The sequence below is a fragment of the Imbroritus primus genome, from assembly GCF_964332355.1.
GTDB lineage: Bacteria > Pseudomonadota > Gammaproteobacteria > Burkholderiales > Burkholderiaceae > Imbroritus > Imbroritus primus.
This window is the reverse complement of sequence record NZ_OZ201293.1, coordinates 2,970,231-2,992,605: the sequence shown is the minus strand read 5'-3', so window position 1 is coordinate 2,992,605 and position 22,375 is coordinate 2,970,231. Positions and strand designations below refer to the sequence as shown.

Genomic DNA, 22,375 nt, shown 5'->3' with positions numbered 1-22,375 from the left:
GCGCAGTGGCAATGGAATGGAAGCCGGTCGCATATCTTGAAAATTCTCGGGAAGTGATTGACATGCGCTATGAGTATGCGCATAATTGCAAGTTCTCTGCGGAGAGGTGCCCGAGTGGCTAAAGGGGGCAGACTGTAAATCTGTTGGCTTACGCCTACGCTGGTTCGAATCCAGCCCTCTCCACCAAATTTACTGGCAGTAAACCTGGCAAGACAGGTGAAGAAGTCGCCCATGCGGGTGTAGCTCAATGGTAGAGCAGAAGCCTTCCAAGCTTATGACGAGGGTTCGATTCCCTTCACCCGCTCCAGAGTTTGCGTGCCAAAGTTGGTTTCGTAGCAAGATTCGCCCATGTGGCTCAGTGGTAGAGCACTCCCTTGGTAAGGGAGAGGTCGGCAGTTCGATCCTGCCCATGGGCACCACTTAAATCGTAACAGCAGCACCGCACAATCACGGTCGCAACCAGGAGTCGCGAGATGGCAAAGGAAAAGTTTGAGCGGACAAAGCCGCACGTGAACGTAGGCACGATTGGTCACGTTGACCATGGCAAGACGACGCTGACGGCAGCGATCGCGACGGTGCTGTCGGCGAAATTTGGCGGCGAAGCCAAGAAGTACGACGAAATCGACGCAGCGCCGGAAGAAAAGGCCCGCGGTATTACCATCAACACTGCACACGTCGAATACGAAACGCAGAACCGTCACTACGCCCACGTTGACTGCCCGGGCCACGCTGACTACGTGAAGAACATGATTACCGGTGCCGCCCAGATGGACGGCGCGATCCTGGTGTGCTCGGCCGCTGACGGCCCGATGCCGCAAACGCGTGAGCACATCCTGCTGGCCCGTCAGGTTGGCGTGCCGTACATCATCGTGTTCCTGAACAAGTGCGACATGGTCGACGACGCCGAGCTGCTCGAGCTGGTCGAAATGGAAGTGCGCGAACTGCTCTCGAAGTACGACTTCCCGGGTGACGACACCCCGATCATCAAGGGTTCGGCCAAGCTGGCGCTGGAAGGCGACAAGGGCGAACTGGGCGAACAGGCCATCCTGGCGCTGGCCGAAGCGCTGGACACGTACATCCCGACGCCGGAACGTGCCATCGACGGTACCTTCCTGATGCCGGTGGAAGACGTGTTCTCGATCTCGGGTCGCGGCACCGTGGTGACCGGCCGTGTCGAGCGCGGCATCATCAAGGTCGGCGAAGAAATCGAAATCGTGGGTATCCGCGACACCGTCAAGACGACCTGCACCGGCGTGGAAATGTTCCGCAAGCTGCTGGACCAGGGTCAGGCAGGCGACAACGTCGGTATCCTGCTGCGCGGCACGAAGCGTGAAGAAGTGGAGCGTGGTCAAGTGCTGTGCAAGCCGGGCTCGATCAAGCCGCATACGCACTTCACGGCCGAGGTGTACATTCTGGGCAAGGACGAAGGTGGCCGTCACACGCCGTTCTTCAACAACTATCGCCCGCAGTTCTACTTCCGTACGACGGACGTGACCGGCTCGATCGAACTGCCGGCCGACAAGGAAATGGTGATGCCGGGTGACAACGTGACGATCACCGTCAAGCTGATCGCTCCGATCGCCATGGAAGAAGGCCTGCGCTTCGCCATCCGCGAAGGCGGCCGTACCGTCGGCGCCGGCGTCGTCGCCAAGATCATCGCCTGATCATGAAGTAACATTCCGGGTGCGGCCCTCAACCTGCCGTGCTCGGAAACATTGGGGTTGGTCGAAATCGGCTAACCCCAAAGCTGTTTTAGGGGCATAGCTCAATTGGCAGAGCGTCGGTCTCCAAAACCGAAGGTTGGGGGTTCGATTCCCTCTGCCCCTGCCATTCAATCAGCCGCGTTGCGCAGTGTAGCGTGACGCGGCTTAGTCTCGTTTGCGAAACATGGCCAATCCGAACGTCGAAACAGTCAATGCCTCGAGCGGCAAGTGGATGCTGTTTCTCGCATTCCTGCTGGTGCTGGCAGGTATCGTGGGCTTCTATGTCCTCGCGCAGCAACCTGCCTATGTCCGCGCCGGCGCGCTGATCGGCGGGATCGTGCTGGGCCTGGTCGTCGTGTTTGTTTCGACGCCCGGCAAGGAATTCATCGGTTTCGCACGCGAATCGTATCGGGAAGTCCGCAAGGTTGTCTGGCCGACGCGCAAGGAAAGCTTGCAGATGACCGGCATTGTGTTTGCCTTCGTCCTGGTCATGTCGCTGTTCCTGTGGGGTGCCGACAAGCTGATCGAATGGGTGGTGTTTTCGCTCATTCTGGGCTGGAAATAAAAGGTGGGCCTATGACCGATAACGTCACGAACGATACGCCGCAGACTCCTGAGGCGCCCTCCAACAAGCGTTGGTATGTGGTGCATGCCTATTCCGGCATGGAGAAGAGCGTGCAGCGTGCCCTGCAGGAGCGCATCGAGCGCGAGGGCATGCAGACCAAGTTCGGCCGCATCCTGGTGCCGTCGGAAGAAGTCGTGGAAATGAAAGGTGGCCAGAAGTCAGTGACCGAGCGTCGCTTCTTCCCGGGCTACGTGCTGGTCGAGATGGAAATGACCGATGAGACCTGGCACCTGGTGAAGAACACCAGCAAGGTGACTGGTTTCGTGGGCGGCGCGCGTAACCGTCCGACGCCGATTTCCCAGAAGGAAGTCGACAAGATCATGACCCAGATGCAGGAAGGCGTCGAGAAGCCACGGCCGAAGACCCTGTTCGAAGTGGGCGAGATGGTCCGCGTCAAGGAAGGTCCGTTTACCGACTTCAATGGCAACGTCGAGGAAGTGAATTACGAGAAGTCGCGCCTGCGCGTCTCGGTCACGATTTTTGGCCGCGCCACTCCGGTCGAACTGGAGTTCGGCCAGGTCGAGAAGGTTTAGGAATTTGACACCCTGGCGATATGCCGGGGCGTCAGCATCTTCCGCGGTTTGGGAAGACAAAGAGGAGCATGTGCCGGATGTATCCGTGCCATGCGCTATCACTCAACGGATCCGCTTCGGTGGGTTCTGATTGGAGTTTTAAATGGCCAAGAAAATCGTTGGCTTTATCAAGCTGCAAATTCCGGCTGGTAAAGCAAATCCGTCGCCGCCCGTCGGCCCCGCACTGGGTCAGCGCGGTCTGAACATCATGGAATTCTGCAAGGCATTCAATGCCTCCACGCAGGCCATGGAACCGGGTCTGCCGATTCCGGTGGTGATTACCGCCTTCGCGGACAAGAGCTTCACCTTCGTGATGAAGTCACCGCCCGCAACGGTGCTGATCAAGAAGGCAGCCAACGTGACGAAGGGCTCGTCCAAGCCGCATACCGACAAGGTCGGTTCGATCACGCGCGCGCAAGCTGAAGAAATCGCCAAGACGAAGAACGCCGATCTGACCGCAGCCGACATGGATGCAGCAGTTCGCACGATCGCTGGCAGCGCCCGCTCGATGGGTATCACGGTGGAGGGTCTGTAAATGGCTAAGCTTTCCAAGCGCGTTGCGGCCAACAAGGCCAAGGTCGAGCGCACCAAGTTCTATCCGGTTGACGAAGCCCTGTCGCTCGTCAAGGAATGCGCCCGCGCCAAGTTCGACGAGTCGATCGACGTGGCCGTGCAGCTCGGCATCGATGCCAAGAAGTCGGACCAGGTTGTCCGTGGTTCCGTCGTGCTGCCTGCCGGTACCGGCAAGTCGGTGCGCGTCGCCGTGTTCGCCCAGGGTGACAAGGCCGAGCAAGCCAAGGCCGCTGGCGCCGAAATCGTTGGCATGGAAGATCTGGCAGAACAGATCAAGGCTGGCCAGATGGACTTTGACATCGTGATCGCTTCGCCGGACACGATGCGTATCGTCGGTACGCTGGGCCAGATCCTCGGTCCGCGTGGCTTGATGCCGAACCCGAAGGTCGGCACCGTGACGCCGGACGTGGCCACGGCCGTGAAGAACGCCAAGGCCGGTCAGGTGCAGTTCCGTGTCGACAAGGCCGGTATCATCCACGCCACCATCGGCCGCCGTTCGTTCGAGGACGCAGCGCTCAAGCGCAACCTCGCCGCACTGCTCGAGGCGCTGAACAAGGCCAAGCCGGCCACCAGCAAGGGGGTGTACCTGCGCAAGATCGCTGTCTCGTCCACCATGGGCGTGGGCGTGCGGATCGACCAGGCCTCGCTGGCTGCTTGAGATTGAACCGCGGGCGCCTGGCGCCCGCGGCTGTGCGGTCCTGATAACACTGCACAGTGGCAACAGAATACGTCGGAGTGCCTCCGGGCAGTTCGACAGGACTTTGGGCAGTCGCCCTGGCAGCAACAGCGCCGGAGCGGCTGGTTATCAAAGACCGTTGGCGGTGTCGATGCAGGAGGTCCCGTGCCTCGAACATCACGCCTTAATTGCTGGGGTAGCGATACCGTGGCGGCCAACGCAGATGGCGACCCCGAAGGGATGCAGTGACTTTGGAATTCCAGAGTGATGTGTGCCAGTCGGACGCCGTTCTTTTGGACTGACAGTCTGTCCCCTGTGGAAAGCTGTCAATTTGGAGCAAAACCGTGCCACTCAATATTGAAGATAAGAAGGCCGTCGTTGCTGAGGTATCGGCGCAGGTCGCCAATGCCCAGACCATCGTCGTTGCTGAATATCGCGGTATCACGGTTGGCGATCTGACCCAGCTGCGCGTGAAAGCGCGTGAGCAGGGCGTCTATCTGCGTGTTCTCAAGAACACGCTGGCCCGTCGTGCCGTCGAAGGTACGCCGTTCGCAGAGCTGTCGCAGCACATGACCGGTCCGCTGATCTACGGTTTTTCCGCAGATGCAGTGGCCTCGGCCAAGGTGCTCAACGACTTCGCGAAGACCAACGACAAGCTGGTCATTCGCGCAGGTTCGTATGACGGCCAGGTGCTCGACAGCAACGCCGTGAAGGCGCTGGCGTCGATCCCGAGCCGCGAAGAGCTGCTGGCCAAGCTGCTGGGCGTCATGCAGGCACCGGTTTCGGGCTTTGCCCGTGGCCTGGCCGCGCTGGCTGCCAAGAAGCAAAGCGAAGAGGGCGCGGCAGCCTAAGGGCCGCGGCATCTTCTCGACGCAAGATCGCACTACGATACCGAATCACATCTAGGAGTTATTCCAAATGGCTATTACGAAAGAAGACATCCTCGAGCACGTTGCCTCGATGTCCGTCATGGAACTGAACGACCTCGTCAAGGCGTTCGAAGAGAAGTTTGGCGTGTCGGCTGCCGCCCTGGCAGTGGCTGGCCCGGCTGCTGGCGGCGCTGCCGCCGCCGCTGAAGAGCAGACCGAGTTCAACGTGATCCTGGTTGACGCCGGCGCGAACAAGGTCAGCACCATCAAGGCCGTGCGCGAACTGACGGGCCTGGGTCTGAAGGAAGCCAAGGACCTGGTCGACGGCGCTCCGAAGACCATCAAGGAAGCCGTGCCCAAGGTCGCCGCCGAAGAAGCCAAGAAGAAGCTTGAAGAAGCTGGCGCCAAGGTTGAAATCAAGTAAGGTGCTTCGCGCGATGCTTACGCATCGCGCGCATGAGGCTGGCAACGGGGATTCCCGTGCCAGCTTTTTGCGCTTTGCGGGACCTGTTTTACGGATGTGATGTCAAACCTGCCCTAAAGTAAAGGGTCTGGGTGCATGACAGAGGCCAAATACCAGCCGCTCCTGAGGCCGCTGATATTTGTCTTCTGAACCGACTGCAGAAGACAAGTTTGGTCGGGTGTTCCCGGCGGTGTCTGCCAGGCATCGCTGCGCGCGGCACCGTCAGCCAGAGGTTGGTAGCGGCCAACCGCCAAATCCCCGTCACCAGTCGCTGAACACCTCAAGCACGCACGGGCTCCACGGAGTGGTTCGGGCTTGCGATGATTCGGAGATCCCATGGCGTACAGCTTCACCGAAAAGAAGCGTATTCGCAAGAGCTTTGCGAAACGCGCGACCGTCCACCAGGTTCCTTTCCTGCTTGCCACCCAGATCGAATCCTATGCGCAGTTTCTGCAGGCTGACACGCCGCCGACCAAGCGCAAGAGCGAAGGGCTGCAGGCAGCGTTCAATGCCATTTTTCCGATTGTTTCCCACAACGGACTGGCGCGCATGGAGTTCGTCTCCTTCCACCTGTCCAACCCGCCGTTTGACGTCAAGGAGTGTCAGCAGCGCGGCCTGACGTTCCATTCGGCCCTGCGTGCCAAGGTGCGCCTGGTTATCAACGACCGCGAGAATCCGACCAAGGTCAAGGAAATCAAGGAGCAGGAGGTCTACATGGGCGAGATTCCGCTCATGACCTCCACCGGCTCGTTCGTCATCAACGGCACCGAGCGTGTCATCGTCTCGCAGCTGCACCGCTCGCCGGGCGTGTTCTTCGAGCACGACAAGGGTAAGACCCACAGCTCGGGCAAGCTGCTGTTCTCGGCCCGTATCATTCCTTACCGCGGCTCGTGGCTCGACTTCGAGTTCGATCCGAAGGACGTCCTGTACTTCCGCGTCGACCGCCGCCGTAAGATGCCGGTCACGATTCTGCTGAAATCGATCGGCCTCACGCCGGAACAGATCCTGGCCCACTTCTTCGTGTTCGACAACTTCACCCTGCAAGCTGAAGGCGCGCAGATGGAGTTCGTGCCCGAACGCCTTCGCGGCGAAGTGGCGCGCTTCGACATCGCCGACAAGAACGGCAAGGTCGTGGTCGAGAAGGACAAGCGGATCAATGCCAAGCACATCCGCGATCTCGACAGCGCCGGTACCAAGCTGATCAGCGTGCCGGAAGACTATCTGCTGGGCCGTGTGCTGGCCAAGAACATCATCGACGGCGACACCGGCGAAGTGATCGCCAACGCCAACGACGAGCTGACGGAAACCCTGCTGGCGCAGCTGCGCGAAGCGGGCGTCACGTCCATCCAGACGCTGTACACCAACGATCTGGATCAAGGTCCGTACATCTCGCAGACCCTGCGTACCGACGAGACCGCCGACCAGACGGCTGCGCGGATCGCCATTTACCGCATGATGCGCCCGGGCGAGCCGCCGACCGAAGATGCGGTCGAAGCGCTGTTCCAGCGCCTGTTCTACAGCGAAGACGCGTACGACCTGTCGCGTGTGGGCCGCATGAAGGTTAACAGCCGCCTCGGCCGCCCGACTGGCGAAGGCAAGATGGTGCTGGAGGATGAAGACATCCTCGATACCATCAAGATCCTTGTGAACCTGCGCAACGGCAAGGGCGAGGTCGACGACATCGACCACCTCGGCAATCGTCGCGTGCGTTGCGTCGGCGAACTGGCGGAAAACCAGTTCCGTGCCGGCCTGTCGCGTGTCGAGCGCGCCGTCAAGGAACGCCTCGGCCAGGCCGAAACCGAAAACCTGATGCCGCACGACCTGATCAACAGCAAGCCGATCTCGTCCGCCATCCGCGAATTCTTCGGTTCGTCGCAGCTGTCGCAGTTCATGGACCAGACCAACCCGCTGTCGGAAATCACCCACAAGCGCCGCGTTTCCGCACTCGGCCCGGGCGGCCTGACGCGTGAACGCGCTGGCTTCGAGGTGCGCGACGTGCACCCGACGCACTATGGTCGTGTGTGCCCGATCGAAACGCCAGAAGGTCCGAACATCGGTCTGATCAACTCGCTGGCACTGTATGCTCGCCTGAACGAGTTTGGCTTCCTCGAAACCCCGTATCGCAAGATCGAGGACGGCAAGCTGACCGACCAGATCGACTACCTGTCCGCCATCGAGGAAGGCAAGTACGTGATCGCCCAGGCCAACGCCACGGTGGACGAAAACAACCGTCTGGTCGACGAACTGGTGTCGGCGCGCGAAGCCGGTGAAACGCTGATGGTCACGCCGGACCGCGTGCAGTACATCGACGTGGCACCGTCGCAGATCGTCTCGGCCGCAGCCTCGCTGGTGCCGTTCCTCGAGCACGACGATGCAAACCGCGCACTGATGGGCGCCAACATGCAGCGTCAGGCCGTGCCGTGCCTGCGTCCGGACAAGCCGCTCGTCGGTACCGGCATCGAGCGTACGGTGGCCGTCGACTCGGGTACCGCGGTGCAGGCCATGCGTGGTGGCGTCGTGGACTACGTCGATGCCAACCGTATCGTGATCCGCGTGAACGATGACGAGGCGGTGGCCGGTGAAGTCGGCGTCGATATCTACAATCTGATCAAGTACACGCGTTCCAACCAGAACACCAACATCAACCAGCGTCCGATGGTGCGCATGGGCGACAACGTGGCCCGTGGCGACGTCATCGCCGACGGCGCCTCGACCGACCTGGGCGAACTGGCACTGGGCCAGAACATGCTGGTGGCGTTCATGCCGTGGAACGGCTACAACTTCGAAGACTCGATCCTGATCTCCGAACGTGTCGTCGCAGAAGACCGCTACACCTCGATCCACATCGAGGAGTTGAGCGTGGTCGCGCGCGATACCAAGCTCGGGCCGGAAGAAATCACGCGCGATATCTCAAACCTCGCAGAGTCGCAGCTGAGCCGTCTTGACGAGTCGGGCATCACCTACATCGGCGCCGAAGTCGAGGCTGGCGACGTGCTGGTCGGCAAGGTCACGCCGAAGGGCGAAACCCAGCTGACGCCGGAAGAGAAGCTGCTGCGCGCCATCTTCGGCGAGAAGGCATCGGACGTGAAGGACACCTCGCTGCGCGTTCCTTCGGGGATGAACGGTACGGTGATCGACGTGCAGGTCTTCACGCGTGAAGGCGTGACGCGCGACAAGCGCGCCCAGTCGATCATCGACGAGGAACTGAAGCGTTACCGTCTCGACCTGAATGACCAGCTGCGTATCGTCGAGGGCGATGCCTTCATGCGTCTCGAGAAGCTGCTGATCGGCAAGACAGTCAACGGCGGCCCGCGCAAGCTGGCCAAGGGTGCCAAGCTGACCAAGGAATACCTGGCCGATCTGGACAAGTATCACTGGTTCGACATCCGTCCGGCCGACGAAGATGTCGCCGCACAGGTGGAGGCCGTCAAGGAAGCCATCGAGCAGAAGCGCCACGAGTTCGACCTGGCTTTTGAAGAAAAGCGCAAGAAGCTCACGCAAGGCGATGAACTGCCGCCGGGCGTGATCAAGATGGTCAAGGTCTACCTGGCCGTCAAGCGCCGCCTGCAGCCAGGCGACAAGATGGCCGGCCGTCACGGTAACAAGGGTGTGGTGTCGAAGATCGTGCCGATCGAAGACATGCCGTACATGGCCGACGGTACGCCGGCCGACGTGGTGCTCAACCCGCTGGGCGTGCCGTCGCGGATGAACGTGGGCCAGATTCTCGAAACCCACCTCGGCTGGGCATCGCTGGGCCTCGGCCATCGCATTGGCGCGATGCTCAAGGCGCAGACCAAGGCGACCGAACTGCGTGGTTTCCTGAGCCAGATCTACAACGAGAGTGGCAAGCAGGAAGAAATCGCCAGCCTATCGGACGCCGAAGTGCTCGAGCTGGCCGGCAACCTCAAGAAGGGTGTGCCGTTCGCCACGCCGGTGTTCGATGGTGCGCACGAGGAAGAAATCGCCCGCATGCTTGAACTGGCCTACCCGGACGAGACTGCGCGCGAGATGGGCCTCACCGCGTCGCGCCAGCAGGTCACGCTGTACGATGGCCGCACTGGCGAAGCTTTCGAGCGTCCGGTCACGCTTGGCGTGATGCACATGCTGAAGCTGCACCACCTCGTCGACGACAAGATGCACGCTCGTTCGACCGGTCCGTACTCGCTCGTGACCCAGCAGCCGCTGGGCGGCAAGGCGCAGTTCGGCGGCCAGCGTTTCGGTGAGATGGAAGTGTGGGCGCTGGAAGCATACGGCGCCTCCTACGTCCTGCAGGAAATGCTGACCGTGAAGTCGGACGACGTGAATGGCCGGACCAAGGTGTACGAGAACATCGTCAAGGGCGAGCATTCGATCGATGCCGGCATGCCGGAATCGTTCAACGTCCTGGTCAAGGAAATCCGTTCTCTGGGCATCGATATCGATCTGGAGCGCAACTGATTGCGCCAAGCCCGGTCGGCCGGAAAGGTTGGCCGGGCCGATTGAGGTTTTTGCCAATGGTTCACGGCTGACGCGCCCGATGCGCGGCAGCCACACAAGGAGTTGCAATGAAAGCATTGCTCGATCTCTTTAAGCAGGTACAGCAGGAAGAGCAGTTCGACGCGATCAAGATCGGCCTCGCGTCGCCTGAAAAAATCCGTTCGTGGTCGTACGGCGAAGTGAAGAAGCCGGAAACCATCAACTACCGTACCTTCAAGCCGGAACGGGATGGCCTGTTCTGTGCCAAGATCTTTGGTCCGATCAAGGACTACGAGTGCCTGTGCGGCAAGTACAAGCGCCTCAAGCACCGTGGCGTGATCTGCGAAAAGTGCGGCGTCGAAGTGACGCTCGCCAAGGTGCGTCGCGAGCGCATGGGCCATATCGAACTGGCCGCGCCGACCGCGCATATCTGGTTCCTGAAGTCGCTGCCGTCGCGTCTGGGCATGGTGCTCGATATGACGCTGCGCGACATCGAGCGCGTGCTGTACTTCGAAGCATTCGTGGTGATCGAGCCCGGCATGACCCCGCTCAAGAAGAGCCAGATCATGACCGAGGACGACTACCTCGCGAAGTGCGACGAGTATGGCGAGGGCGAGTTCGTCGCCATGATGGGCGCCGAGGGCATTCGTGAACTGCTGCGCGGCATCGACATCGAGAAGCAGATCGAACAGATCCGCGCCGAACTGCAGGCGACCGGCTCCGAAGCCAAGATCAAGAAGTTCGCCAAGCGCCTGAAGGTGCTCGAGGCATTCCAGCGCTCCGGCATCAAGCCGGACTGGATGATCCTCGAAGTGCTGCCGGTGCTGCCGCCCGAGCTGCGTCCGCTGGTGCCGCTGGATGGCGGCCGTTTCGCCACCTCGGACCTGAACGACCTGTATCGCCGCGTCATCAATCGTAACAACCGCCTGAAGCGCCTGCTCGAACTGAAGGCGCCGGAAATCATCGTGCGCAACGAAAAGCGCATGCTGCAGGAAGCCGTCGACTCGCTGCTCGACAACGGCCGCCGCGGCAAGGCCATGACTGGCGCCAACAAGCGCCCGCTCAAGTCGCTGGCCGAGATGATCAAGGGCAAGGGCGGTCGTTTCCGTCAGAACTTGCTGGGCAAGCGTGTCGACTACTCGGGTCGTTCGGTTATCGTGGTGGGCCCGACCCTCAAGCTGCACCAGTGCGGCCTGCCTAAGCTGATGGCGCTCGAGCTGTTCAAGCCGTTCATCTTCCACAAGCTCGAAACCATGGGCATCGCCACCACCATCAAGGCGGCGAAGAAGGAAGTGGAAAGCCAGACGCCGGTGGTGTGGGACATTCTCGAGGAAGTGATCCGCGAGCATCCGGTCATGCTGAACCGTGCGCCGACGCTGCACCGCCTCGGTATCCAGGCGTTCGAGCCGGTACTGATCGAAGGCAAGGCTATCCAGCTGCACCCGCTCGTCTGCGCGGCGTTCAACGCCGACTTCGACGGTGACCAGATGGCCGTGCACGTGCCGCTGTCGCTCGAAGCCCAGATCGAAGCCCGTACCCTGATGCTGGCCTCGAACAACATCCTGTTCCCGGCCAACGGCGATCCCTCGATCGTGCCGTCGCAGGACGTGGTGCTGGGCCTGTACTACACGACCCGCGACAAGATCAACGGCAAGGGCGAGGGCCTGACTTTCGCTGATGTCGGTGAAGCGATCCGCGCCTACGAGAACAAGGAAGTCGAACTGGCGACGCGCGTCAACGTGCGTATCACCGAGTACGAGCTGGTCGACAAGGATGCCGAAGGCGACGCGCGCTTCCGTGCCAAGACGTCCCTGCAGGCGACCACCGTCGGCCGCGCCATCCTCTCGGAAATCCTGCCGAAGGGCTTGCCGTTCTCGGTGCTGAACAAGCCGCTGAAGAAGAAGGAAATCTCGCGCCTGATCAACACCTCGTTCCGCAAGTGCGGCCTGCGCGAGACCGTGATCTTCGCCGACAAGCTGTTGCAGTCCGGTTTCCGCTTGGCAACGCGCGCCGGTATCTCGATCGCCATCGACGATATGCTGATCCCGCCGCAGAAGGAAAAGATCATTTCCGAAGCAGCTGCCAAGGTGAAGGAATACGACAAGCAGTACATGTCGGGTCTGGTGACCAACCAGGAGCGCTACAACAACGTCGTGGACATTTGGGGCGCCGCCGGCGACCAGGTTGGCAAGGCGATGATGGAGCAGCTCCAGCACGAAGATGTGGTGGACCGCGAAGGCAAGACCGTGAAGCAGGAGTCGTTCAATGCCATCTACATGATGGCTGACTCCGGTGCGCGCGGTTCGGCGGCACAGATCCGCCAGCTCGCCGGTATGCGTGGCCTGATGGCCAAACCGGATGGCTCGATTATCGAGACGCCGATTACCGCGAACTTCCGCGAAGGTCTGAACGTACTGCAGTACTTCATCTCGACGCACGGCGCACGTAAGGGTCTGGCCGATACGGCACTGAAGACCGCCAACTCCGGTTACCTGACGCGTCGTCTGGTCGATGTGACGCAGGATCTGGTGGTGGTCGAAGACGATTGCGGCACTGCCAATGGCGTGGCCATGAAGGCGTTGGTCGAAGGCGGTGAAGTCATCGAAGCCCTGCGCGACCGGATTCTCGGCCGTGTGACGGCAAACGACGTGGTCAATCCGGAAACCCAGGAAACCGTGATCGAAGCCGGCACCCTGCTCGACGAAGATCTGGTCGACCAGATCGATTCGCTGGGCGTGGACGAGGTCAAGGTCCGCACACCGCTGACCTGCGACACGCGCTACGGTCTGTGCGCGCAGTGCTACGGCCGCGACCTGGGCCGCGGTTCGCGTGTCAACTCGGGTGAAGCCGTGGGCGTGATCGCGGCGCAGTCGATCGGTGAGCCGGGCACGCAGCTGACCATGCGGACCTTCCACATCGGTGGCGCAGCCTCGCGTTCCGCCGTGGCCTCGAGCGTCGAAGCCAAGTCGAACGGTACCATCCGCTTCACGGCGACGATGCGCTACGTGACCAACACGAAGGGCGAGCAGGTCGTCATCTCGCGTTCGGGCGAAGCGCTGATCACCGACGACCACGGTCGCGAGCGCGAACGTCACAAAATCCCGTACGGTGCAACGCTGCTGGTGCAGGATGGCCAGGTCATCAAGGCTGGTATCCAGCTGGCGACGTGGGATGCGCTGACGCGTCCGATCGTGTCGGAGTACACCGGTACCGTCAAGTTCGAGAACGTCGAGGAAGGCGTGACCGTTGCCAAGCAGATGGACGAGGTGACGGGCCTGTCGACGCTGGTGGTGATCGACGCCAAGCGCCGCACCGCTGCGACCAAGGGCCTGCGTCCGCAAGTCAAGCTGCTCGACGCCAACGGCGCCGAAGTGAAGATCCCGGGTACGGACCACTCCGTGACCATCGGCTTCCAGGTCGGTGCGCTGATTACCGTAAAAGATGGTCAGCAGGTGCACGTCGGTGAAGTGCTGGCACGTATCCCGACCGAATCGCAGAAGACCCGCGACATTACCGGCGGTCTGCCGCGTGTGGCCGAGCTGTTCGAAGCACGTTCGCCGAAGGACGCTGCGGTGCTGGCGGAAGTCACTGGTACCGTATCGTTCGGCAAGGACACCAAGGGCAAGCAACGCCTGGTCATCACGGATCTCGACGGCAATGCCCACGAGTTCCTGATCGCCAAGGAAAAGCAGGTGCTGGTGCACGATGGCCAGGTCGTCAACAAGGGCGAGATGATCGTGGAAGGCCCGGCCGATCCGCACGACATCCTGCGCCTGAAGGGCGTGGAAGAACTGGCGACCTACATCGTCGACGAAGTGCAGGACGTGTACCGTCTGCAGGGCGTGAAGATCAACGACAAGCACATCGAAGTGATCGTGCGTCAGATGCTGCGCCGCGTGCAGGTGGCCGACGTGGGCGATACCAAGTTCATCCCGGGTGAGCAGGTGGAACGCTCCGAGCTCCTCGACGAAAACGATCGCGTGATCGCCGAAGGCAAGCGTCCGGCGACCTACGAGAATATGCTGCTCGGTATTACCAAGGCGTCGCTGTCGACCGACAGCTTCATCTCGGCGGCATCGTTCCAGGAAACCACGCGCGTCCTGACCGAAGCCGCCATCATGGGCAAGGTCGACGATCTGCGCGGTCTCAAGGAAAACGTCATCGTGGGTCGTCTCATCCCAGCCGGTACCGGTCTGGCCTACCACCGTGCGCGCAAGACGCGCGAAGCGGCGGAGCGCGAACGCGCCCAGGCGATTGCCGACGAAGAGCAGCACCTCATTTTCGAGGCACCTGCCGAGACCCAGCCGCAGGACGATGCCTGAGCACCGCCTGCTGTGCGATTCACGGCCCGGTTTCAAGGGCCGGATCGCCGGGTAATCTGATGAACCCGGCCGTTATCTGACGGCCGGGTTTTTTTATGGAATTGTTTGAATCGATGGACGGATACTGCGCGTCATGTCAGATGCTCTGGCCCTGCTAAAGGAAGTCTTCGGCTATTTCGCATTTCGCGATCGGCAGCGCGACATCATTGAGCATGTCGCGGGCGGCGGGGATTGCCTGGTGCTGATGCCGACTGGTGGCGGCAAGTCGCTGTGCTACCAGCTACCGGCGCTGTTGCGCAAGCGTGCGGGGCACGGTGTCGGCATCGTCGTATCGCCGTTGATCGCGCTGATGCAAGACCAGGTCGCGGCGTTGTCGGAACTGGGTGTCAATGCCGCTTATCTGAACTCCACCTTGTCGAGCGCAGAGGCGGCAGAAATCGAACGCGCATTGCTGCGCGGCGAGCTGGATCTGCTCTATGTCGCCCCCGAGCGCCTGCTGACCCCCCGGTTTCTTGGCTTGCTGGAACGTGCCCGCATCGGGCTCTTCGCCATCGACGAAGCCCATTGCGTGTCGCAGTGGGGACATGATTTTCGGCCCGAATACATCCAGCTGTCGGTTCTGCACGAGCAGTTTCCCGACGTGCCGCGCATCGCGCTGACAGCGACGGCGGATGCTGTTACGCGCGACGAGATCATCCATCGGCTGGCGCTGGACGACGCGCAGGTATTCGTCTCCAGTTTCGATCGCCCGAACATCCGCTACCGTATTGTCGAAAAAGACAACGCGCGTACCCAATTGCTCGCGTTCATCCGTGCTGAACATGGACGTCCGGATGGCAAGGGTGGCATCGAGCACGACGCCGGGGTGGTCTATTGCCTGTCGCGCCGGAAGGTGGAAGAAACTGCCGAGTGGCTGGCGAGCCAGGGTATCAACGCCTTGCCTTACCACGCCGGCCTAGATGCCGGTGTGCGACAGATGAACCAGCAGCGGTTCCTGCGGGAAGAGGGCATCGTCATCGTCGCCACCATCGCCTTTGGGATGGGGATCGATAAGCCAGATGTCCGCTTCGTGGCACACCTCGATCTGCCCAAGAGCGTCGAAGGGTATTACCAGGAGACTGGCCGGGCCGGCCGCGACGGTCTGCCGGCCAACGCCTGGATGGCCTATGGCCTTGGCGATGTGGTGCAGCAAAAACGCATGATCGACGACTCGGATGCCGATGCCGTGCACAAGCGCGTCTCCTCGGCCAAGCTCGATGCATTGCTCGGCTTGTGCGAGACCGCGGGATGCCGGCGCGAGCGCCTGCTTAGTTATTTCGGCGAGGCCAGCCATCCCTGCGGCAACTGCGATACCTGCCTCGAGCCGCCCGCGACATGCGATGGCACGCGCGAGGCGCAGATGGCGCTGTCCTGCGTATACCGTGCCGCACAGGCGAGTGGCGTGCATTTTGGTGCAACGCACCTGACCGACATCCTGCGCGGCCAGCTCACCGAACGTGTGCGGCAATGGCAGCATGACAAGCTCTCGACCTTCGGTGTCGGCGGGCAGTTCTCCGCCAGCCAGTGGATGGGTATTTTCCGCCAACTGGTCGCGCATGGTCTGCTGGAGGTTGACCATGGCGGGCATGGCGCGCTGCTGCTCGCGCCGGCAGCCAGGGCCGTTCTCAAAGGTGAAGTTAGCGTTACCCTGCGGCAGCCGCCGCCAACGGCGCGGCGCGGCCGAAGCAAGACGACTGCCAGTGCGCGCGTGGACCATGCGGCCGAGATGGATTCCGCTACGCTGGCGCGCTGGAATGCCCTGCGCGGCTGGCGGGGCGACGCTGCCCGCGAGCACGGCGTGCCCGCGTACGTGATCTTCCATGACGCCACCCTGGCCGAGCTGGCGCGCCGCGCCCCGGCCTCGCTGACGGATCTGCAGGGTATTCCGGGTATCGGCGCCGCCAAGCTTGAGCGCTATGGGGCCGCCTTGTTGCAAACGCTCGCGCTGGCCTAGTTGACCAATGGAAAATCTCCGGATATAGTGTCAGGCTCGAGTTTTTGGCTTTGGGGAACGTGCGTCCACGCACATCGCAATTTCCCCGGTCGAGCTTGCGCTCTTTGATATTCGCCTGATGTTCCGGCACGTTTCACGAGAGCGTTCGCTCACTTCCTAGTGCCAGATACCCGATTGTATTTGCTTGCCGCGCCGTTTTCACGGTGCGGTGTTTTGTCATTACCACGCTGGATTGAAACAATGCCAACTATCAACCAACTGGTTCGCAAGCGTCGCCGCTCTGCCGTCATCAAGAGCAAGAGCCCTGCGCTGGAGAACTGTCCGCAACGCCGTGGCGTGTGCACCCGTGTGTACACCACCACGCCGAAGAAGCCGAACTCGGCACTGCGTAAGGTCGCCAAGGTGCGTCTGACCAATGGTTTCGAGGTCATCTCGTACATCGGCGGCGAAGGCCACAACCTGCAGGAGCACTCGGTGATCCTGCTGCGCGGCGGCCGTGTGAAGGACTTGCCGGGTGTGCGCTACCACATGGTGCGCGGCTCGCTCGACCTGCAAGGCGTGAAAGACCGTAAGCAAGCGCGTTCGAAGTACGGCGCGAAGCGTCCGAAGGCCGCCAAGTAATCACTGCGTCCATTCGCGGACACAGCGTTGTCATCAGCAGGCGGTACAACGGAACGTTTCCGTTGCCGTCCAGTAAGTGGCCATCCGCGGCAAAGTGTGCCAGTCGATGGCTGGAGAGCCGGGCTCTCAACTGAATTGAAAAGGAAGAAACATGCCACGTCGTCGTGAAGTCCCCAAGCGGGAAGTATTGCCGGATCCGAAGTTCGGTAACGTTGAAGTCGCCAAGTTCATGAACATGATCATGCTTGACGGCAAGAAGTCGGTTGCCGAGCGGATTGTCTACGGTGCTTTCGAACAGATCGAAAAGAAAGCCGGCAAGTCGCCGATCGAGGTGTTCCTGGCTGCGCTGAACAACGTCAAGCCGGTTGTGGAAGTGAAGAGCCGCCGCGTGGGCGGTGCCAACTATCAGGTGCCTGTGGAAGTGCGCCCGTCGCGTCGTTCGGCATTGTCGATGCGCTGGTTGCGTGAAGCTGCGAAGAAGCGCAGCGAAAAGTCCATGGACCTGCGTCTGGCCGGTGAACTGCTGGAAGCCGCGGAAGGCCGTGGCGGTGCAATGAAAAAGCGTGACGAAGTGCACCGCATGGCCGAAGCCAACAAGGCGTTCTCGCACTTCCGTTTCTAAGCGGACGCGAAACATCGCTGTTGGTGACTGGGCGGGCTGTGTACCACACACCTCGCCCATTTATGTTAGAGGCGCCGTCGACAGACTCCGGCGCCTCGAAGACGAAAGAGGATTAAAGTGGCTCGTAAGACTCCCATTGAGCGCTACCGTAACATTGGTATTTCCGCGCACATCGACGCGGGTAAAACCACGACGAGTGAACGTATTCTGTTCTACACCGGTGTGAACCACAAGCTGGGTGAGGTGCATGACGGCGCCGCCACCATGGACTGGATGGAGCAGGAGCAGGAGCGTGGTATTACCATCACCTCCGCTGCCACCACGGCCTTCTGGAAAGGCATGGCCGGCAACTTCCCCGAGCACCGCATCAACGTGATCGACACCCCGGGCCACGTGGACTTCACCATCGAGGTGGAGCGTTCCATGCGCGTGCTGGATGGCGCATGCATGGTCTACTGCGCCGTGGGTGGCGTGCAGCCGCAGTCGGAAACCGTGTGGCGTCAGGCCAACAAGTACGGCGTTCCGCGTCTGGCCTTCGTGAACAAGATGGACCGTACCGGCGCCAACTTCTTCAAGGTCTATGATCAGCTGCGCCTGCGCCTCAAAGCCAACCCGGTGCCCATCGTCGTGCCCATCGGCGCTGAAGATGGTTTCCAGGGTGTGGTCGACCTGATCAAGATGAAAGCGATCATCTGGGATGAGGCCAGCCAGGGCACCAAGTTCGACTACAAGGACATTCCGGCAGAACTGACCGACGTCGCTGCGGAATGGCGCGAGAAAATGGTCGAGGCCGCTGCTGAGTCGAGCGAAGACCTGATGAACAAATACCTCGAGGAAGGTGCGCTTTCCGAAGAGGAAATCGTCAAGGGTCTGCGCGCGCGTACCATCGCCTGCGAAATCCAGCCGATGCTGTGCGGTACCGCGTTCAAGAACAAGGGCGTGCAGCGCATGCTGGATGCCGTGATCGAGTTCCTGCCGTCGCCGGTCGATATTCCGCCGGTCAAGGGCGAGGACGAAGATGGCAAGGAAGTCGAGCGCAAGGCAGACGATGCCGAGAAGTTCTCGGCGCTCGCGTTCAAGATCATGACCGACCCGTTCGTCGGCCAGCTGATCTTCTTCCGCGTCTACTCGGGCAAGATCAACTCGGGCGATACCGTGCTCAATGCCGTGAAGGGCAAGAAAGAGCGTCTGGGCCGTATCGTGCAGATGCACGCCAACCAGCGTGAAGAAATCAAGGAAGTGCTGGCCGGCGACATCGCCGCCGCCGTGGGCCTGAAGGAAGCGACCACCGGTGACACGTTGTGCGATCCGGACAGCCCGATCATCCTCGAGCGCATGGAATTCCCGGAGCCGGTGATCTCGCAGGCTGTCGAGCCGAAGACGAAGGCCGACCAGGAAAAGATGGGTATCGCCCTGAACCGCCTGGCGCAGGAAGATCCGTCGTTCCGCGTGAAGACCGACGAAGAGTCGGGCCAGACCATTATCTCCGGCATGGGTGAGCTGCACCTGGAAATCCTGGTCGACCGCATGAAGCGCGAATTCGGCGTGGAAGCGACCGTCGGCAAGCCGCAGGTGGCCTATCGCGAAACGATCCGCAAGATCGCCGCCGATGTCGATGGCAAGTTCGTCAAGCAGTCGGGTGGTCGCGGTCAGTACGGTCATGCCGTGATCACGCTGGAACCGCAGGAGCCGGGCAAGGGCTTCGAGTTCCTCGACGAGATCAAGGGTGGTGTGATTCCGCGCGAATTCATCCCGGCAGTCCAGAAGGGTATCGAGGACACGCTCAACACCGGCGTGCTGGCAGGTTATCCGGTGGTGGACGTGAAGGTGCGTCTGACCTTCGGTTCGTACCACGACGTGGACTCGAACGAAAACGCGTTCAAGATGGCTGGCTCGATGGCATTCAAGGAGGCCATGCGCCGTGCCAACCCGGTCCTGCTCGAGCCGATGATGGCCGTGGAAGTGGAAACGCCGGAAGACTACACCGGTACCGTGATGGGCGACCTGTCGTCCCGCCGCGGCATCGTGCAGGGCATGGACGACATGGTCGGCGGTGGCAAGATCATCAAGGCCGAAGTGCCGCTGTCGGAAATGTTCGGTTACTCGACTGCGTTGCGTTCGGCTACGCAAGGTCGTGCCACGTACACCATGGAATTCAAGCACTACGCCGAGGCGCCGAAGAATATCGCCGAAGCCGTGATGGCCGCCAAGGGTGGTAAGTAATCAATAAGTTCGGGCGATCGCGCGTGCGGTCGCCCGTCCCGATATCCAAGTGATTTAGCAAGTTCGAATTGAGGAGCTGACATGGCAAAGGAAAAGTTTGAGCGGACAAAGCCGCACGTGAACGTAGGCACGATTGGTCACGTTGACCATGGCAAGACGACGCTGACGGCAGCGATCGCGACGGTGCTGTCGGCGAAATTTGGCGGCGAAGCCAAGAAGTACGACGAAATCGACGCAGCGCCGGAAGAAAAGGCCCGCGGTATTACCATCAACACTGCACACGTCGAATACGAAACGCAGAACCGTCACTACGCCCACGTTGACTGCCCGGGCCACGCTGACTACGTGAAGAACATGATTACCGGTGCCGCCCAGATGGACGGCGCGATCCTGGTGTGCTCGGCCGCTGACGGCCCGATGCCGCAAACGCGTGAGCACATCCTGCTGGCCCGTCAGGTTGGCGTGCCGTACATCATCGTGTTCCTGAACAAGTGCGACATGGTCGACGACGCCGAGCTGCTCGAGCTGGTCGAAATGGAAGTGCGCGAACTGCTCTCGAAGTACGACTTCCCGGGTGACGACACCCCGATCATCAAGGGTTCGGCCAAGCTGGCGCTGGAAGGCGACAAGGGCGAACTGGGCGAACAGGCCATCCTGGCGCTGGCCGAAGCGCTGGACACGTACATCCCGACGCCGGAACGTGCCATCGACGGTACCTTCCTGATGCCGGTGGAAGACGTGTTCTCGATCTCGGGTCGCGGCACCGTGGTGACCGGCCGTGTCGAGCGCGGCATCATCAAGGTCGGCGAAGAAATCGAAATCGTGGGTATCCGCGACACCGTCAAGACGACCTGCACCGGCGTGGAAATGTTCCGCAAGCTGCTGGACCAGGGTCAGGCAGGCGACAACGTCGGTATCCTGCTGCGCGGCACGAAGCGTGAAGAAGTGGAGCGTGGTCAAGTGCTGTGCAAGCCGGGCTCGATCAAGCCGCATACGCACTTCACGGCCGAGGTGTACATTCTGGGCAAGGACGAAGGTGGCCGTCACACGCCGTTCTTCAACAACTATCGCCCGCAGTTCTACTTCCGTACGACGGACGTGACCGGCTCGATCGAACTGCCGGCCGACAAGGAAATGGTGATGCCGGGTGACAACGTGACGATCACCGTCAAGCTGATCGCTCCGATCGCCATGGAAGAAGGCCTGCGCTTCGCCATCCGCGAAGGCGGCCGTACCGTCGGCGCCGGCGTCGTCGCCAAGATCATCGCCTGATCGTCATCGGCCCTTCAGTGATGAGGGGCCGATGGATTGCTCTTTTTATCGAATGGCGGCTCGTCCGCCTCGCTCTTTAAGGAATGACCGTGCAAGACAAGAAACCGGCCGCACCGGCACAGAAAATGGGTAACCAGAAGATCCGTATCCGCCTGAAGGCATTCGACTATCGCCTGATCGATCAGTCCGCTGCCGAAATCGTCGATACGGCCAAGCGCACCGGCGCCATCGTCAAGGGTCCGGTTCCCCTGCCGACGCGCATTCAGCGTTTTGACATCCTGCGTTCGCCGCACGTCAACAAGACCTCGCGCGATCAGTTCGAAATCCGCACGCACCAGCGCCTGATGGATATCGTCGATCCGACCGACAAGACGGTTGACGCCCTGATGAAGCTCGACCTGCCGGCAGGCGTCGATGTGGAAATCAAGCTGCAGTAATATCCCGGTGGGGCCATCCGGCCTCCTCAGGTAAGAAAGCGGCCTCCGGGCCGCTTTTTTGTTGGGCAAAAACCAACAATCTCGATGGAAGCGCAAATCTGGCTCGCGAATCCCACAATCCACTTGCGTATTCCAATCCCAGGCGATATAGTGTAAGGCTACCCGTGTAATCGGGTTAGTGGGGTGACCTTTGGTCTTTCGCCGTCGCTTGTGGCGAGCCTCATTTCTGTGGCGCAGTTTAATCAGCCCCGGCCAATCGTAGCCGGGAACGGAGCAAACCATGACCCTTGGCCTTGTAGGTCGCAAGGTTGGCATGACCCGTGTTTTCACGGACGACGGCGATTCGATTCCCGTCACCGTGATCGAGGTCGGCGATAACCGCGTGACGCAAATCAAGACGGACGAAACCGACGGTTATACCGCGGTTCAAGTCACTTTCGGCTCCCGTCGTGCGAGCCGTATCACCAAGCCTCTGGCAGGTCACCTGGCGAAAGCCGGTGTTGAGCCGGGCGAAATCATTGTCGAATTCCGCGTCGATGCTGCCAAGGCCGCCGAGCTGTCGCTGGGCGCCGCGATCAGTGTCGACCTGTTCGAGGTTGGCCAGATGATCGACGTGCAGGGCACGACGATCGGTAAAGGCTATGCCGGTACCATCAAGCGCTACCACTTCGCTTCCGGCCGTGCCACGCACGGTAACTCGCGTTCGCACAACGTTCCGGGTTCGATTGGTATGGCGCAGGATCCGGGTCGCGTGTTCCCTGGCAAGCGCATGACCGGTCACCTCGGTGACGTCACGCGTACCGTCCAGAATCTCGTCGTCACGCGCATCGACGCAGAGCGCAAGCTGCTGCTCGTGAAGGGCGCCGTGCCGGGTTCGAAGGGCGGCAAGGTCATTGTCACTCCGGCCGTCAAGGCCAAGCGCGGCGCAGTCGCCGCCGCAGCATAAGGA

General features: G+C 61.1%; 16 protein-coding genes and 4 tRNA genes. All 20 read left to right on the top strand.

Annotated elements, in window-relative coordinates:
* The first annotated feature begins 100 nt into the window (after positions 1 to 100).
* The 20 genes from ACQ3C8_RS13825 to rplC all read left to right on the top strand — a co-directional run bounded on the left by ACQ3C8_RS13825 (position 101) and on the right by rplC (position 22,372).
* Positions 101 to 186, top strand: a tRNA-Tyr gene (locus tag ACQ3C8_RS13825).
* Between the two features lie 47 nt (positions 187 to 233).
* Positions 234 to 307, top strand: a tRNA-Gly gene (locus ACQ3C8_RS13820).
* A gap of 37 nt (positions 308 to 344) precedes the next feature.
* Positions 345 to 419, top strand: a tRNA-Thr gene (locus ACQ3C8_RS13815).
* 54 nt (positions 420 to 473) lie between these two features.
* Entirely contained in the window at positions 474 to 1,664 is a 1,191-nt protein-coding gene (tuf, locus tag ACQ3C8_RS13810) for an elongation factor Tu (protein ID WP_009523912.1), read from the top strand.
* Between the two features lie 90 nt (positions 1,665 to 1,754).
* Positions 1,755 to 1,830, top strand: a tRNA-Trp gene (locus ACQ3C8_RS13805).
* A 57-nt stretch (positions 1,831 to 1,887) separates the two neighbouring features.
* Positions 1,888 to 2,268, top strand: coding sequence for a preprotein translocase subunit SecE (gene secE / locus ACQ3C8_RS13800; RefSeq protein WP_009521476.1), 381 nt, complete (start codon positions 1,888 to 1,890; stop codon positions 2,266 to 2,268).
* 11 nt (positions 2,269 to 2,279) lie between these two features.
* Positions 2,280 to 2,861, top strand: a complete 582-nt coding sequence (gene nusG / locus ACQ3C8_RS13795) for a transcription termination/antitermination protein NusG (protein ID WP_009521475.1) — start codon at positions 2,280 to 2,282, stop codon at positions 2,859 to 2,861.
* 142 nt (positions 2,862 to 3,003) lie between these two features.
* Complete coding sequence (gene rplK, locus ACQ3C8_RS13790; protein WP_009521474.1) at positions 3,004 to 3,435, top strand: 50S ribosomal protein L11; 432 nt, start codon at positions 3,004 to 3,006, stop codon at positions 3,433 to 3,435.
* Positions 3,436 to 4,131, top strand: coding sequence for a 50S ribosomal protein L1 (gene rplA, locus ACQ3C8_RS13785; protein ID WP_009521473.1), 696 nt, complete (start codon positions 3,436 to 3,438; stop codon positions 4,129 to 4,131). It begins immediately after the preceding gene.
* A gap of 362 nt (positions 4,132 to 4,493) precedes the next feature.
* Positions 4,494 to 5,000, top strand: a complete 507-nt coding sequence (gene rplJ / locus ACQ3C8_RS13780) for a 50S ribosomal protein L10 (protein ID WP_009521472.1) — start codon at positions 4,494 to 4,496, stop codon at positions 4,998 to 5,000.
* A gap of 67 nt (positions 5,001 to 5,067) precedes the next feature.
* The gene (rplL, locus tag ACQ3C8_RS13775) at positions 5,068 to 5,442 is read left to right on the top strand and encodes a 50S ribosomal protein L7/L12 (RefSeq protein WP_009521471.1); all 375 of its coding nucleotides are present in this window, start codon (positions 5,068 to 5,070) and stop codon (positions 5,440 to 5,442) included.
* A gap of 375 nt (positions 5,443 to 5,817) precedes the next feature.
* On the top strand, positions 5,818 to 9,918 hold the full coding sequence (rpoB, locus tag ACQ3C8_RS13770; protein WP_009521470.1) for a DNA-directed RNA polymerase subunit beta: 4,101 nt from the start codon (positions 5,818 to 5,820) through the stop codon (positions 9,916 to 9,918).
* Between the two features lie 107 nt (positions 9,919 to 10,025).
* The gene (gene rpoC / locus ACQ3C8_RS13765) at positions 10,026 to 14,258 is read left to right on the top strand and encodes a DNA-directed RNA polymerase subunit beta' (protein WP_009521469.1); all 4,233 of its coding nucleotides are present in this window, start codon (positions 10,026 to 10,028) and stop codon (positions 14,256 to 14,258) included.
* Between the two features lie 133 nt (positions 14,259 to 14,391).
* Positions 14,392 to 16,251 carry a DNA helicase RecQ gene (recQ, locus tag ACQ3C8_RS13760; RefSeq protein ID WP_428851853.1) on the top strand — a complete coding sequence of 620 codons (1,860 nt, stop codon included), beginning with the start codon at positions 14,392 to 14,394 and terminating at the stop codon, positions 16,249 to 16,251.
* A 240-nt stretch (positions 16,252 to 16,491) separates the two neighbouring features.
* Entirely contained in the window at positions 16,492 to 16,872 is a 381-nt protein-coding gene (gene rpsL / locus ACQ3C8_RS13755; protein ID WP_009521467.1) for a 30S ribosomal protein S12, read from the top strand.
* 151 nt (positions 16,873 to 17,023) lie between these two features.
* A complete protein-coding gene (gene rpsG, locus ACQ3C8_RS13750) occupies positions 17,024 to 17,494 on the top strand; it encodes a 30S ribosomal protein S7 (protein WP_009521466.1) in 471 nt (156 codons plus the stop codon).
* 117 nt (positions 17,495 to 17,611) lie between these two features.
* On the top strand, positions 17,612 to 19,717 hold the full coding sequence (gene fusA, locus ACQ3C8_RS13745) for an elongation factor G (RefSeq protein WP_009521465.1): 2,106 nt from the start codon (positions 17,612 to 17,614) through the stop codon (positions 19,715 to 19,717).
* A gap of 81 nt (positions 19,718 to 19,798) precedes the next feature.
* Complete coding sequence (gene tuf, locus ACQ3C8_RS13740; RefSeq protein WP_009523912.1) at positions 19,799 to 20,989, top strand: elongation factor Tu; 1,191 nt, start codon at positions 19,799 to 19,801, stop codon at positions 20,987 to 20,989.
* A 125-nt stretch (positions 20,990 to 21,114) separates the two neighbouring features.
* A complete protein-coding gene (gene rpsJ, locus ACQ3C8_RS13735) occupies positions 21,115 to 21,426 on the top strand; it encodes a 30S ribosomal protein S10 (protein WP_037030888.1) in 312 nt (103 codons plus the stop codon).
* A 280-nt stretch (positions 21,427 to 21,706) separates the two neighbouring features.
* Entirely contained in the window at positions 21,707 to 22,372 is a 666-nt protein-coding gene (rplC, locus tag ACQ3C8_RS13730; protein ID WP_009523910.1) for a 50S ribosomal protein L3, read from the top strand.
* Positions 22,373 to 22,375 lie beyond the last annotated feature (3 nt).

What these genes read in the sequence shown, in the direction of transcription:
- rpsG (WP_009521466.1), top strand. Translation starts at nt 17,024, where the DNA reads ATGCCACGTCGTCGTGAAGTCCCCAAGCGGGAAGTATTGCCGGATCCG.
- recQ (WP_428851853.1), top strand. Translation starts at nt 14,392, where the DNA reads ATGTCAGATGCTCTGGCCCTGCTAAAGGAAGTCTTCGGCTATTTCGCA.
- nusG (WP_009521475.1), top strand. Translation starts at nt 2,280, where the DNA reads ATGACCGATAACGTCACGAACGATACGCCGCAGACTCCTGAGGCGCCC.
- tuf (WP_009523912.1), top strand. Translation starts at nt 474, where the DNA reads ATGGCAAAGGAAAAGTTTGAGCGGACAAAGCCGCACGTGAACGTAGGC.
- secE (WP_009521476.1), top strand. Translation starts at nt 1,888, where the DNA reads ATGGCCAATCCGAACGTCGAAACAGTCAATGCCTCGAGCGGCAAGTGG.
- rpoB (WP_009521470.1), top strand. Translation starts at nt 5,818, where the DNA reads ATGGCGTACAGCTTCACCGAAAAGAAGCGTATTCGCAAGAGCTTTGCG.
- rpsL (WP_009521467.1), top strand. Translation starts at nt 16,492, where the DNA reads ATGCCAACTATCAACCAACTGGTTCGCAAGCGTCGCCGCTCTGCCGTC.
- tuf (WP_009523912.1), top strand. Translation starts at nt 19,799, where the DNA reads ATGGCAAAGGAAAAGTTTGAGCGGACAAAGCCGCACGTGAACGTAGGC.
- rplL (WP_009521471.1), top strand. Translation starts at nt 5,068, where the DNA reads ATGGCTATTACGAAAGAAGACATCCTCGAGCACGTTGCCTCGATGTCC.
- rplA (WP_009521473.1), top strand. Translation starts at nt 3,436, where the DNA reads ATGGCTAAGCTTTCCAAGCGCGTTGCGGCCAACAAGGCCAAGGTCGAG.
- rpoC (WP_009521469.1), top strand. Translation starts at nt 10,026, where the DNA reads ATGAAAGCATTGCTCGATCTCTTTAAGCAGGTACAGCAGGAAGAGCAG.
- rpsJ (WP_037030888.1), top strand. Translation starts at nt 21,115, where the DNA reads ATGGGTAACCAGAAGATCCGTATCCGCCTGAAGGCATTCGACTATCGC.
- rplC (WP_009523910.1), top strand. Translation starts at nt 21,707, where the DNA reads ATGACCCTTGGCCTTGTAGGTCGCAAGGTTGGCATGACCCGTGTTTTC.
- rplK (WP_009521474.1), top strand. Translation starts at nt 3,004, where the DNA reads ATGGCCAAGAAAATCGTTGGCTTTATCAAGCTGCAAATTCCGGCTGGT.